This window comes from Micromonospora sp. AMSO12t (genome assembly GCF_008806585.1).
Classification (GTDB): domain Bacteria; phylum Actinomycetota; class Actinomycetes; order Mycobacteriales; family Micromonosporaceae; genus Micromonospora; species Micromonospora reichwaldensis.
This window is the reverse complement of record NZ_WAAS01000015.1, coordinates 41,008-53,321: the sequence shown is the minus strand read 5'-3', so window position 1 is coordinate 53,321 and position 12,314 is coordinate 41,008. Positions and strand designations below refer to the sequence as shown.

The window sequence follows — 12,314 nt, the reverse complement described above, 5'->3', positions numbered from 1 at the left end:
ACCGGCGGCGGCGGGCGAAGCCCACCCCCGTAGGCGTCGCCCGCTCGCGCCGCCGGTCCAAACAGGTGGCCACCGTCCCCCAACGGTGTTGTTCCACCCGTCCCCCGCGCCTCACTCGGTGCACGGATCTGATCGATCCACCGCTCCCCCGAACGGTTCCAAGCGTGGCGCGGTGCAATAAAGTTAGTTCGCCCGGGATTACGAAGACAACCTGGACGGGCTGTCTCGCCGGTCACAGCTCCGATTCCCACCGGGAGTACCGTCACTTCGGGCCTCGGTGGTGGCCAACAGCGGTTACCCGTCGACCATTCCCCCAAACACGTCAGGCGTCCTCACGATCGGGCGATTCCGTACGGAAGAAGTTGCTCGGCCGGCCGTCACGGAGCTGCTCCTGGTAGATCAGGTTCAGCTTCCGCTCGTCGAAGGTCCGGAACCACTCGTCCCAGGTGATCTCACGTACCCGGCTGCTCTCGCGGTAACCGGGCATGTTGAAGGTGAGTACGCCGGGCCGCCCCTCCCGCTCGGTTCCCGCGATCGTCGCCGGTGCGGCGCCGCGCTCCCGCGCCCAGTTGCGGATCACGTCGTGGTTGGTGGTCACCAGGCTTCGGCCGGGGCGCTCCGGCCGGTCGGCGGTGGACGAGATGAGCTGCGAGGAGCGCACCGACCGCGAGGTGCTCCGCCCGGTCCGGACACCGGTCGCCGTACCGCCGCGCGCCGTGCCCGCCCGCGACGACGCCGACGCGGACGTACGGGCCGCCGTGGACTTCCGGGCCGCCGACGTGGTCTTCTTCGCCGGGGCGGCCTTCCTGGCCGGAGCCCGCTTCGCCGCCGCCTTCGCCGGCGGAGCGGTCTTCCTCGCCGCCGCCTTCTTCGCCGCCGGAGCTCTCTTCGCAGCCGGTGCCTTCTTCGCAGCCGCCGTCTTCTTCGCCGCAGCCTTCTTCGCCGCCGGGGCCGTCTTCTTCGCCGCAGCCTTCTTCGCCGGAGCGGCCTTGTTCGCCGCCTGTGCCCGGCCCGGGGCTGCCTTGTTCGCCGCCCGGCCCGACGCCGCCTTCTTCGTGGCGGCGGCCCGTCCGGCGGACGCCCGCGTCCCCGTCGCCCGACCGGCGGGCCCGGTGCTGCGACGCGCGGCACCGCCCGAGGGACGCTCCGCCCGCAGGGTCTTCGCCAGCGTCTTCACCAGTTCCGGCTTGCGCAGGGCGGAGATGCCGGAGACCCCGCGCTTGCGCAGCTGCCCCCGGATCTCGTCCACCTTCATCCCGGAGATCTCGGATTCGGAGATCGACGGGGTGTTCGGGGTCTGGTTGCCCGGCTGCCGTTTCGTCCTGGTCGCAGTCCCGCCGCGACCTGAGCTGTTCCGCTGAGCCATGGGACGCTCACGCTCCTCGACAGTTGGTCCTCGGCGCGCGGCGGGTCCCAGTGCCGCACCGCGCAGTGCGGCATACCCGTCAGGACCGGTCCGAACCTCCGACCGGGGCACCCGTGGTCCAGGCCGGTCGACGAGCGCGGCCAGGACCCTCCCGGCGAGCACGACCCGAGGCGGTCGTCGGCGGCACCCCCGATCGGCCCGGCGACACCGGTACGGCCCGACGGCATCCGACTGCCCGGCGGGCACCAGGCTGCCCAACGGCACAGGGCTGCCCGACGACGCCCGACCTACCCTGCCGTGCCCGGCTGCCCGGCCGCGCCCGGGGAGGGCTCGAAGAGGTGGGCGAACGCCGCGAGGTTGGCGGTGGACTCGCCCCGCTTGACCCGCCACTCCCACTCCCGCCGGATCGAGCTGCCGAAGCCGATCTCCAGCATCGTGTCGAAGGACTCGTCGGCGTACGTCAGCACCGCGCCCAGGAGCCGGTCCAGCTCGTCGGCGTCGATCCCGGCCGGGTTGACGCGACCGGTCAGGTAGACGTCGCCGACCGCGTCGACGGAGAAGGACACGCCGTACATGCGGGCGTTGCGCTGCAACAGCCAGGCCCACAGCTCCTCGCGCCGCTCGTCCGGCTGGCGCATCACGAACGCCTCGATGCGCAGCGCGTGCTCGCCGAGGATGAGGTTGCAGACCGTCTTCAGCTTGTGGGTGCCCGGCAGCGTGACCGCGTACGAGCCCGGGCCGGTCGACTCCCAGGCCAGCTCCCGCTCGTCGCAGACCGACTCGATCAGGGCCGCAAGATCACTCTTCCCGCTCATCGGATCCACTCTACGGCCGGCACCGCCCCGGCACCGGACGACGACGGCCGGCACGACAGCAGCCGGCACCAGGCGACGACGGCCGGCGACGACGGCCAACGCGACAGCGGCGGGCGCCAGGCGACGACGGCCGGCACGAGAGCGGCCGGCCCAGGCAACGACGGTCGGCATCAGCGACGGGGGTCGGCGCGCGACCGTAGGCCGGCAGGCAGGCGCGCGAGCGGTCACCAGGAGCAGGACATCGCCGGGCCGCAGGCCAGCTCGGAGGCGAGCCGGGCCCGGTGTGCGGCGATCGCCTCGCCGTAGACGGTGAGCAGCCCGGAGGCGGTGCGGTGCCAGGAGAAGTTGCGGGCGTGCCGCGCGGCGCCCCGGGCCAGCTCGGCGCGGTGGGGCCGGTCCGGCAGCAGGCGGCCGAGCGTACGGGCCCAGTCGGCCGGGTCGTGGCCGTCGATCAGCACGCCGCTGACCTGGTCCCGCACGGCGGTCACGAGGCCGCCGACGGCGGCGGCCACCACCGGCGTACCGCAGGCCTGTGCCTCCAGCGCGACCAGGCCGAAGGACTCGTTGTACGACGGCACCGCGACCAGGTCGGCGGCCCGGTACAGGGCGGGCAGGTCGTCACCGGTCTGCGGGGGCAGGAAACACACCCGGTCGGCGACGCCGAGCGTGCCGGCCAGCTCCATCAGGGCGGTCGGCCGGTCCAGCCCGCTGCCGCTGGGGCCCCCGCAGATCACCACGGTCACCTCGTCGGCGAGAACCGGGTCGCGCTCGCGCAGCGCGGCCACCGCGCGGATGAGCACGTCCGGGGCCTTCAGCGGCTGGATGCGGCCGACGAAGGCCACCACGTACCCGGTGGCGGGCAGCCCGAGCCGGCGGCGGGCCTCGACGGCGACGCGGTCGCGGCTGCCCGGGGCCGGGCGGAACCGGTCCAGGTCCACGCCGGGCTCGACCACGGCGACGCGGGCCGGATCGGCGTCGTACCGGTCGATGAGGTCACGGGCCTCGACCGTCGTGTTCGCGACCAGCCGGTCGGCCTCGGTGACCACCTGTTCCTCGCCGATGACGCGGGCCTTCGGTTCGGGCCGGTCCCCGGCGGCGAGCTGGGCGTTCTTGACCTTCGCCAGCGTGTGCGCGGTGTGCACCAGCGGCACCCCCCAGCGCTCCTTGGCCAGCCAGCCGACCTGGCCGGAGAGCCAGTAGTGGGAGTGGATCAGGTCGTAGTGGCCCGGGGGCCGGGACGCCTCGGCGCGGAGCACGCCGGCCGTGAAGGCGCAGAGCTGCCCCGGCAGCTCCTCCTTGGTGAGCCCTTCGAGGGGGCCGGAGGTGACGTGCCGGACGTGCACGCCGGGCGCCGTCTCGACCACCGGGGGCAGGTCGCCGGAGGTGGCCCGGGTGAAGATCTCCACCTCGACGCCCGCCTCGGCCAGCCGCCGGGCGACCTCCAGGATGTAGACGTTCATGCCGCCGGCGTCGCCGGTGCCCGGCTGGTGCAGGGGTGAGGTGTGCACCGAGAGCGTCGCGATCCGTCGGGGGCGGGGCCACGGGCGCGCACCGCGCTGTCGACCCACACCGGTGTGCAACTCCGCCACGTCCGCTCCCCTTTGTCACGGTTGATGCCGTCCGCACGCCCGGCGCCCTTCGGACAACGTCCCCGGCCGATGTCATCTTCCCCATCGGGCACCTGTAATGCGCCGGGGCGGCGCCCGGGCGTGACGGACCTCATCACCACGCCGCCGGCACCCGCCCCGGTGGCCCGGGGGAGAATGGCCGGATGACCTCTGTCGCCGTCGTCACCGGAGCCTCCAGCGGAATCGGGGCGGCCACCGCCCGCCGGCTCGCCGCCGAGGGGTTCCACGTCCTCGCCGCCGCGCGGCGTACCGACCGGTTGGCCGCCCTGGTGGCCGAGATCGAGGCCGCGGGGGGCGCGGCCACCGCCGTGGCCTGCGACGTCACCTCCGACGAGTCGGTGGCCGGCCTGGCCGGGGCGGCGACGGCCCTGGGCCCGGTCACCCTCCTGGTCAACAACGCGGGCGGCGCGCGCGGCCTGGACCCGGTCGAGTCCGGGTCGGTCGGCGACTGGCAGTGGATGTACGACGTCAACGTGCTCGGCACGCTGCGTGTCACCCAGGCGCTGCTGCCCGCGCTGGAGGCGTCCGGGGCCGGCACCATCGTGGTCGTCTCCTCGACCGCCGGCTTCACCGTGTACGAGGGCGGGGGCGGCTACGCCGCCGCGAAGCACGCGCAGACGGCGATCGCCGGCACGCTGCGGCTGGAACTCTGCGGCCGACCGGTGCGCGTGATCGAGATCGACCCGGGCATGGTCCGGACCGACGAGTTCGGGCTGGTCCGCTTCGCGGGGGACGCCGAGCGGGCGGCGGCCGTCTACGCCGGGGTCGCCGAGCCGCTGGTCGCCGAGGACGTCGCCGACTGCGTCGCCTGGTGCGCGACGCGCCCGCAGCACGTCAACGTGGACCGCCTCGTCGTACGGCCGCTGGCCCAGGCCGCCCAGCACAAGGTGCACCGGGTCGGCTGAGCCGGCCCGGACGGTCGCGGACGATGACGGGCACGGCGCGGCACCGGCCGCTCGGCGTGGTGACCCGGGGGACGACGAACCCGAACCGGCTCCGCCGGGTGGACAACTGGATCGTCGAGACCTGCCGGGAGGCGCTGCGCGAGGCGGCCGACCCGCTGGTGGTGGACCTCGGCTACGGCGCCAGCCCGGTGACCGCCGTCGAACTGCGCGCCCGGCTCGCCACCGCGGTCCGCCCCGACGTGCGGGTCGTCGGGCTGGAGATCGATCCGGTACGCGTCGCCGCCGCCCAGCCGTCCGCCGACCCGCCCCGGCTCACCTTCGCCCGGGGCGGCTTCGAGCTGGCCGGGCTGCGGCCCGCCCTGGTCCGCGCGTTCAACGTCCTGCGCCAGTACGACGAGCGCGAGGTCGCCGATGCCTGGCGCACCATGACCGCCGGGCTGGCCCCGGGCGGGCTGCTGGTCGAGGGCACCTGCGACGAGTTGGGGCGGCTCGGCGGCTGGCTGCTGATCGACGCCGACGGCCCCCGTACGCTCACCCTCGCCGCGAAGCTCACCACCCTCGACACCCCGGCGGAGCTGGCCGAGCGGCTGCCCAAGGCGCTGATCCACCGCAACGTCCCCGGCGAGCGGATCCACGACCTGATCCGCGCGCTCGACGACGCCTGGCACGCCGCCGCCGGCTACGCCCCGTACGGCCCGCGCCAACGCTGGCTGCGCGCGGTCGCCACGGTACGGGCGGCGGGCTGGCCGGTCCTGGACGGCCCCCGCCGCTGGCGCCACGGCGAACTCACCCTCCCCTGGCCCGAGATCGCCCCCGCCTGACGGCTGCCCGGCGGCGGGTCAGATGGTGCAGTTGATGAGGATCGGTTCGGGGTGCAGGGTCACGCCGAAGTGGTCGTGGACGCCGTCGCGGATCTCCCGGGCCAGCTCGACCAGGGACGCGGTGCTGGCGGTGCCGCTGCGGTTGGTCAGGGCGAGGGTGTGCTTGCTGGAGATGGCGACGCCCTCCGGCCCCGGGTGGCCCTTGCCGAAGCCGGCCCGGTCGATGAGCCAGGCGGCGCTGACCTTGACCATGTCCCCGGGGCAGGGCCAGGACGGCGGCTCGCCGATGTCGGCGGCGCGCTCGCGCAGCAGCTCGTACGCGGCGGCGTCGAGCACCGGGTTGGTGAAGAACGAGCCGACCGAGCGGGTGTCCGGGTCGGTGGCGTCGAGCACCATGCCCTTGCCGGCGCGCAGCCGCAGGACCGTGGCCCGGGCGTCGGCCAGCGGCACCCGGTCCCCCACCTGCACGCCGAGCGCCCGGGCCAGTTCCGCGTAGCGCACGGGGCCGGACAGCGGCGAGCGGGCGAGCCGGAAGTCGACGGAGAGCACCACCCAGCGGTCGCTGTACTTGAAGATGCTGGACCGGTACGCGAACCCGCAGTCGGCGGCGTCGATCCGCCCGACGGTCCCCTCGACCCGGTCGTGGACTCCGACGCCGACGATGGTCTCGGCGACCTCCTGGCCGTACGCGCCGACGTTCTGGATGGGGGTGGCGCCGGTCGAGCCGGGGATGCCGGAGAGGCACTCCAGGCCGGACCAGCCGTTGGCGACGGTGGTGGCGACCAGCTCGTCCCAGGGCTCGCCGGCCTCGACGCGTACGGTGACGGTGTCGGCGTCCTCGGCGACCACCCGCACGCCCCGGGAGCGCACCAGGACGACGGTGCCGGGGAAGCCGGCGTCCCCGATCACGACGTTGCTGCCCCCGGCGAGGAGCAGGACCTGCTCGTCGCGTCCAGCCGCCTCCCGTACGGCCCGCACGATCGCGTCGGCGTCGGTGCCGGCGACGACACGGGCGGCGGGACCGCCCAGGCGTAGGGTGGTGTATCGCGCCAGGTCGCACGTCGTGGCGGGTTCGGTTCCGGTTGTCGGCTGGGCGTAGACGTCTGACACGCCTTTCACCCTAGGCTGAGGGGTAGCCGCGGCGCCCACTGGTGGCCCGGTCACCCCCGGGAGGATGGCGATGAGCAGACTGCACGCAACGAAGGACTTCTGGTTGGGAGCGCTCCGGGCGGAGGGCCCGGCGTTCGCCGCCGCCGTGGCGGAAGCCCCGCCGGAGACACCGGTGCTGTCCTGTCCCGGCTGGACAGTCGCTGATCTGACCCTGCACCTCACCTCCCTCTACCGCTGGGTGCACGCGTTCGCGGGCACCGGCGCGGCCACCCCCTCGCCCGGCGGGTCCGAGCCGGTCGAGCTGGAGCCGGGCGTCGCCCCGCTCCAGCTCTGGCAGCAGGCGTACGACCGGCTGATGACCCTCTTCGACGGCCTCGACCCGGAGGCCCCGGCGTGGAACTGGGCGCCGCAGCCGAAGAAGGCGGGCTTCTGGCCGCGCCGGATGGCGCACGAGACCGCGGTGCACCGGTGGGACGCCCAGCTCGCCATCGCGGCGGGCGAGCCGGTCGAGGCGAAGCTCGCCGCCGACGGGGTGAGCGAGATCCTGGACACCTGGCTGCCGGCCGGCCGGCGCCGCACGGCCGGCCAGTGGCGCGGGGTGGTGCAGATCTCCGCCGTCGACGCCGGTCAGGAGTGGTTCCTGCGGCTGCGCGGCGAGGGCGTGGCGCTGCTCGACACGGCCACCATCTTCGACCACGACGACCACCACGCGCGGGCGCAGGTCAGCGGCACCGCGAGCGACCTGCTGCTGGCGCTCTGGGGCCGGGTCGGCCTCGACACGCTGGACGTGGCCGGCGACCGGGCCCTGCTGGAGGGCCTCCGCGTCGGCTGATCCACCGCCGCGCGGAGCCGGGCCCCGAGGGCTCCGCGCAGTTCCCACCGCACGTACGACGAGAGTGGCCGCCCGGCACAGGCGGCCACTCTCTTTGCGTCCGGTCTCGATCCGCAACCAGCGGAGAGCGCTCTCTTGACACCGGACCGGACCAACCACCACCCTGTCGTGAGAGCGCTCTCTCAGCTCTGCTCCACCACCTGCCTCACCACCTCAGACGACCTGAGAGGGGTCCGACCGATATGGGTGTCTTTCCGCGCCGCCGCCTGGCGGCGGTGGCCCTCGTCGCCGCCACCGCGCTGTTCGCCACCGCCGGCTGCGCCGGCGACGAACCCGCCAAGGACGGCAAGATCACGTTGACCGTGGACGTGTTCAGCCAGTTCGGCTATGAAGAGCTCTACAAGGAGTACATGGCCAGCCACCCGAACGTGAAGATCGTCGAGCGTGGCACCGGCACCAACCTCGACGACTACTCGCCGAAGCTGACCCAGTGGCTCGCCGCCGGCAAGGGCGCGGGCGATGTCGTCGCCATCGAAGAGGGGTTGATGGTCGAGTACAAGGCCAACCCCGACAACTTCGTCAACCTGCTCGACCACGGCGGGGCCGAGCTCCAGGGCAACTTCCTGGAGTGGAAGTGGAAGGGCGGGATGACCCAGGACGGCAAGCTGATCGGTCTGGGCACCGACGTCGGCGGCATGGCCATGTGCTACCGCACGGACCTGTTCGCCAAGGCCGGCCTGCCCACCGACCGCGAGGCCGTGTCGAAGCTCTGGCCGACCTGGCAGGACTACGTCAAGGTCGGTGAGCAGTTCAAGGCGAAGAACACCGGCGCCTCGTTCCTGGACGCCGCGACCAACATCTTCAACACGATCGTGCTCCAGTCGGCCGGCAACGCGCAGGGCTACCACTACTACGACACCAGCGGAAACCTGGTGGTGGACAGCAACCCGGCGGTACGGCAGGCCTGGGACACCACCATGGACATCATCGACTCCGGCCTCTCCGGCAAGTACGGCTCCTGGTCCGAGGAGTGGGTGTCGGCCTTCAAGCAGGCCAAGTTCGCCACCATCGCCTGCCCGGCCTGGATGACGGGCGTCATCGAGGGCAACGCCGGCGCCGAGGCCAAGGGCAAGTGGGACATCGCCCGGGTGCCCGGCAACGGCGGCAACTGGGGCGGCTCGTGGCTCGCCGTGCCGACCCAGAGCAAGCACCGCGCCGAGGCGATCGAGCTGGCGAAGTTCCTGACCAGCGCCAAGGGCCAGATCGGGGCGTTCAAGGCCAAGGGCCCGCTGCCCTCCTCGCCGCAGGCGCTGGCCGACCCCGCGATCGTCGACGCCAAGAACGCGTACTTCTCCGACGCCCCCGTCGGGCAGATCTTCGGCGAGGGCGCCAAGACGCTGAAGCCCGTCTACATGGGGCCGAAGAACCAGGCCGTCCGCACCGAGGTCGAGAACGCCGTCCGGACGGTGGAACTGGGTCAGCGCAAGCCCGACCAGGGCTGGACGGACGCGGTCAACAACGCGAAGAAGGCCGCCGCCAAGTAGCCCGAGCCGGAGTGCGGGCGGGAGGGCGCCGGGGGCGCCGGTCCCGCCCGCACCCGGGAAAGGAGTGGTCCGGGCATGACCGTCCAGCTCGACCCGCGCCCGCCGGTCGCACCGGCGCCCCGCACCGGTCGACGCACACCGGCGATGCGGTTCAGCCGCCTCGACACGAAGTACTCGCCCTACCTGTTCATCGCCCCGTTCTTCGTGCTCTTCGGGGTGTTCGGGGCGTACCCGCTGATCTACACGTTCTGGGTCTCCCTGCACGACTGGGACCTGCTCGGCAGCAACCACCCGTTCGTCGGGCTGGAGAACTACAGCCGGCTGCTGGAGGACCCCGACTTCTGGCACGCCGTCGTCAACACCCTCGGCATCTTCGTCATCTCCACCGTCCCGCAGCTGCTGGCCGCGCTCTGGCTGGCCAACCTGCTCAACCGGCAGCTGCGGGCCCGGACGACGTTCCGGATGGCGGTGCTGATCCCGAACATCACGTCGACGGCGGCGGTCGCGATCGTCTTCGGGGTGCTCTTCGGCCGCGAGTTCGGCATGGTCAACTGGCTGCTCGACCTGGTCGGGATCGACGCGATCGAGTGGAAGTCGAACCGGTTCGCGTCCTGGGTGGCCATCTCCACCATGGTCGACTGGCGGTGGACCGGCTACAACGCGCTGATCTTCCTGGCCGCGATGCAGGCCATCCCGCGCGACCTCTACGAGTCGGCCGCCATCGACGGGGCCGGCCGGGCCCGTCAGTTCTGGTCGATCACCGTGCCGCTGCTCAAGCCGACGATCATCTTCACCGTCATCATCTCCACCATCGGCGGGCTCCAGCTCTTCACCGAGCCCCGGCTGTTCCACTCCGGAACCAACCCGATCCGGGGCGGAACGCTACGGGAGTCGCAGACCGTGACCATGTACATGTTCGAGAACGCCTTCGCGCCCCACTACAACTTCGGCTACGGCTCGGCGGTGGCGTGGCTGCTCTTCGCCCTGATCGCGGTCGTCGCGGCGATCAACGTGCTGCTCCTGCGCCGGCTCGGCGGCGCGAAGCCCCCGAAGGATCACGCGAAGTCGAAGGAGGGAGCGCGATGACCCGCCTCTGGGCCGCCAGCCGGCTCACCTACGCCGCGCTGATCGCCGCCGGGGTCCTGTCGATCTTCCCGATCTACTGGATGTTCGTGGTGGCGAGCCGCTCCAACGACGCGATGGGCCAGCTGCCACCACCGGTCACCCCCGGCGGCAACTTCGGCGCGAACGTGTCCCGGCTGCTGAACAACACCGACGCGTACTTCGTCGCCGGCCTGGTCAACTCGGCGATCGTGGCGGTCACGGTCACCGTCTCGGTGGTCTTCTTCTCCACGCTGGCCGGGTTCGCCTTCGCCAAGCTGCGGTTCCGGGGGCGCAACGCGCTGCTCATGGTGATCATCGCGACGATGATGGTGCCCACCCAGCTCGGCGTCATCCCGCTCTACCTGCTGATGACGAAGCTGAACTGGAACGACCGGCTGCCGGCGGTGATCGTACCGGCCCTGGTCACCGGCTTCGGGGTGTTCATGATGCGGCAGTACGCGGGCCAGGCGGTCAGCAACGAGCTGATCGAGGCGGCCCGGGTGGACGGCTGCAACACCGCACGGATCTACTGGAACGTCGTGCTGCCGGCACTGCGCCCGGCCGCCGCCGTGCTGGGGCTGCTCACGTTCATGACCACCTGGAACGACTTCCTGTGGCCGTACGCTGTCCTCAACGACCCGGAGAACCCCACCGTGCAGCTCGCCCTGCGCACGCTGTCCGACGGGTACTACACGGACATGTCCCAGGTGTTCACGGGAACGGCCATCGCCACCCTCCCGCTGTTGCTGGTCTTCGTCCTGTTCGGCCGCCAGATCATCGGCGGCATCATGGAAGGTGCGGTCAAGGCGTGAGCACTCTGCGATTCCCCGACAACTTCGTCTGGGGGGCGGCCACCGCCGCGTACCAGATCGAGGGGGCGGCCACCGACGACGGTCGCGGCCCGTCGATCTGGGACACCTTCAGCCGTACGCCGGGAAAGGTCCACCACGGCCACACCGGCGACGTCGCCTGCGACCACTACCACCGCTACGTCGACGACGTGGCGCTGATGGCGGAGCTGGGGCTGAAGGCGTACCGCTTCTCGGTGGCCTGGCCCCGGATCCAGCCGGACGGCACCGGCCCGGTCAACCCGCGCGGCCTGGACTTCTACGACCGGCTGACCGACACGCTGCTGGCCCGGGGCATCGACCCGATCGTCACCCTCTACCACTGGGACCTGCCGCAGGCCCTCCAGGACCGGGGCGGCTGGACCAACCGCGAGACCGCTGAGCACTTCGCCACGTACGCCACGGCGGTGCACACGCGGCTCGGCGACCGGATCCGCACCTGGACGACCCTCAACGAGCCGTGGTGCTCGGCCTACCTCGGCTACGGCAACGGGGTGCACGCCCCCGGCGAGCAGGACGCGGGCGCGGCCTTCACCGCCGTACACCATCTGCTGCTCGGGCACGGCCTGGCGGCCCGCGCGCTGCGCGCGGCCGGCGCGCAGACCGTCGGGATCACGGTCAACCCGGCCGACGTACGCGCGGCCGACCCGGACAGCGCCGCGGACGCGGCGGCGGTCCGCCTCGTCGACGGCCTGCACAACCGGATCTTCCTCGACCCCCTGCTGCGCGCGGCCTACCCCGACGACGTGCTGGAGCACGTGGCCCGCATCGTCGAGCCGACGTTCATCCGCGACGGCGACGAGAAGCTGATCGCCGCCCCGATCGACCTGCTCGGCGTCAACTACTACGCCCCCACCTACGTCGCCGGCCGGCCGGACGGCGCGGGCGGCAGCGCCTACCCGGGCACCGACGGCGCGGTGGAGTTCCTCCCGCCGACCGGGCCGCTGACCGACATGGGGTGGATGATCGAACCGGCCGGGCTGACCCGGCTGCTGGAACGCATCGCCACGGACTACCCCGGCGTGCCGCTGATGGTCACCGAGAACGGCGCGGCGTTCCCCGACAAGGCCGACGCCGACGGTGCCGGGCAGGTGACGGACGCGGACCGCATCGCCTACCTCGACGGGCACCTGCGCGCCGTGCACGAGGCGATCTCCCGGGGCGTGGACCTCCGGGGCTATCTCGTATGGTCGTTACTCGACAACTTCGAGTGGGCCGAGGGCTACCGTCGACGGTTCGGCATCATCCACGTCGACTACCTGACGCAGCGACGCACACCGAAGTCCAGCGCCCGGTGGTACCAGGAGGTGATCTCCCGGAACGGGCTGTGACGAGGGTGGT

General features: G+C 72.5%; 11 protein-coding genes. 7 read left to right on the top strand and 4 right to left on the bottom strand.

All coding sequences use genetic code 11. The features are described 5' to 3' along the window. Positions 1-322: 322 nt before the first annotated feature. The 3 genes from F6X68_RS34790 to mshA form a co-directional block, all read right to left on the bottom strand. Positions 323-1,255, bottom strand: coding sequence for a hypothetical protein (locus tag F6X68_RS34790; protein WP_358120747.1), 933 nt, complete (start codon positions 1,253-1,255; stop codon positions 323-325). 398 nt (positions 1,256-1,653) lie between these two features. Beyond that, entirely contained in the window at positions 1,654-2,181 is a 528-nt protein-coding gene (locus tag F6X68_RS04170) for a YbjN domain-containing protein (protein WP_151453002.1), read from the bottom strand. 224 nt (positions 2,182-2,405) lie between these two features. Beyond that, entirely contained in the window at positions 2,406-3,770 is a 1,365-nt protein-coding gene (gene mshA, locus F6X68_RS04165; RefSeq protein WP_151453001.1) for a D-inositol-3-phosphate glycosyltransferase, read from the bottom strand. Positions 3,771-3,952: 182 nt separating this feature from the next. Between mshA and F6X68_RS04160 the strand changes: the two genes are divergently transcribed. Continuing rightward, the gene (locus F6X68_RS04160; RefSeq protein ID WP_151453000.1) at positions 3,953-4,714 is read left to right on the top strand and encodes an SDR family NAD(P)-dependent oxidoreductase; all 762 of its coding nucleotides are present in this window, start codon (positions 3,953-3,955) and stop codon (positions 4,712-4,714) included. A 23-nt stretch (positions 4,715-4,737) separates the two neighbouring features. Beyond that, positions 4,738-5,535 carry a class I SAM-dependent methyltransferase gene (locus F6X68_RS04155; protein ID WP_151452999.1) on the top strand — a complete coding sequence of 266 codons (798 nt, stop codon included), beginning with the start codon at positions 4,738-4,740 and terminating at the stop codon, positions 5,533-5,535. Positions 5,536-5,553: 18 nt separating this feature from the next. Here the strand turns inward: F6X68_RS04155 and F6X68_RS04150 are convergent, their stop codons facing one another. Beyond that, entirely contained in the window at positions 5,554-6,645 is a 1,092-nt protein-coding gene (locus tag F6X68_RS04150; RefSeq protein WP_151452998.1) for a UDP-N-acetylmuramate dehydrogenase, read from the bottom strand. A gap of 70 nt (positions 6,646-6,715) precedes the next feature. On the opposite strand from F6X68_RS04150, the gene F6X68_RS04145 reads away from it, so the two are divergent. From F6X68_RS04145 to F6X68_RS04125, 5 genes are all read left to right on the top strand, one after another. Continuing rightward, positions 6,716-7,477: a maleylpyruvate isomerase family mycothiol-dependent enzyme gene (locus F6X68_RS04145; RefSeq protein ID WP_151452997.1), complete on the top strand. Its 762-nt coding sequence runs from the start codon at positions 6,716-6,718 to the stop codon at positions 7,475-7,477. A gap of 242 nt (positions 7,478-7,719) precedes the next feature. Then, on the top strand, positions 7,720-9,021 hold the full coding sequence (locus F6X68_RS04140) for an ABC transporter substrate-binding protein (protein ID WP_151452996.1): 1,302 nt from the start codon (positions 7,720-7,722) through the stop codon (positions 9,019-9,021). Positions 9,022-9,096: 75 nt separating this feature from the next. Further along, positions 9,097-10,107 carry a carbohydrate ABC transporter permease gene (locus F6X68_RS04135; protein ID WP_151452995.1) on the top strand — a complete coding sequence of 337 codons (1,011 nt, stop codon included), beginning with the start codon at positions 9,097-9,099 and terminating at the stop codon, positions 10,105-10,107. Then, complete coding sequence (locus tag F6X68_RS04130) at positions 10,104-10,937, top strand: carbohydrate ABC transporter permease (protein ID WP_132230775.1); 834 nt, start codon at positions 10,104-10,106, stop codon at positions 10,935-10,937. The genes F6X68_RS04135 and F6X68_RS04130 overlap by 4 nt, the downstream gene beginning before the upstream one ends. Continuing rightward, positions 10,934-12,304, top strand: a complete 1,371-nt coding sequence (locus tag F6X68_RS04125) for a GH1 family beta-glucosidase (protein ID WP_151452994.1) — start codon at positions 10,934-10,936, stop codon at positions 12,302-12,304. Before F6X68_RS04130 ends, F6X68_RS04125 begins: the two co-directional genes overlap by 4 nt. Positions 12,305-12,314 lie beyond the last annotated feature (10 nt).

Coding starts and splice junctions, on each gene's coding strand:
- F6X68_RS34790 (WP_358120747.1), bottom strand. CDS start 1,255: ATGAAGGTGGACGAGATCCGGGGGCAGCTGCGCAAGCGCGGGGTCTCC.
- F6X68_RS04170 (WP_151453002.1), bottom strand. CDS start 2,181: ATGAGCGGGAAGAGTGATCTTGCGGCCCTGATCGAGTCGGTCTGCGAC.
- F6X68_RS04160 (WP_151453000.1), top strand. CDS start 3,953: ATGACCTCTGTCGCCGTCGTCACCGGAGCCTCCAGCGGAATCGGGGCG.
- F6X68_RS04155 (WP_151452999.1), top strand. CDS start 4,738: ATGACGGGCACGGCGCGGCACCGGCCGCTCGGCGTGGTGACCCGGGGG.
- F6X68_RS04145 (WP_151452997.1), top strand. CDS start 6,716: ATGAGCAGACTGCACGCAACGAAGGACTTCTGGTTGGGAGCGCTCCGG.
- F6X68_RS04140 (WP_151452996.1), top strand. CDS start 7,720: ATGGGTGTCTTTCCGCGCCGCCGCCTGGCGGCGGTGGCCCTCGTCGCC.
- F6X68_RS04135 (WP_151452995.1), top strand. CDS start 9,097: ATGACCGTCCAGCTCGACCCGCGCCCGCCGGTCGCACCGGCGCCCCGC.
- F6X68_RS04130 (WP_132230775.1), top strand. CDS start 10,104: ATGACCCGCCTCTGGGCCGCCAGCCGGCTCACCTACGCCGCGCTGATC.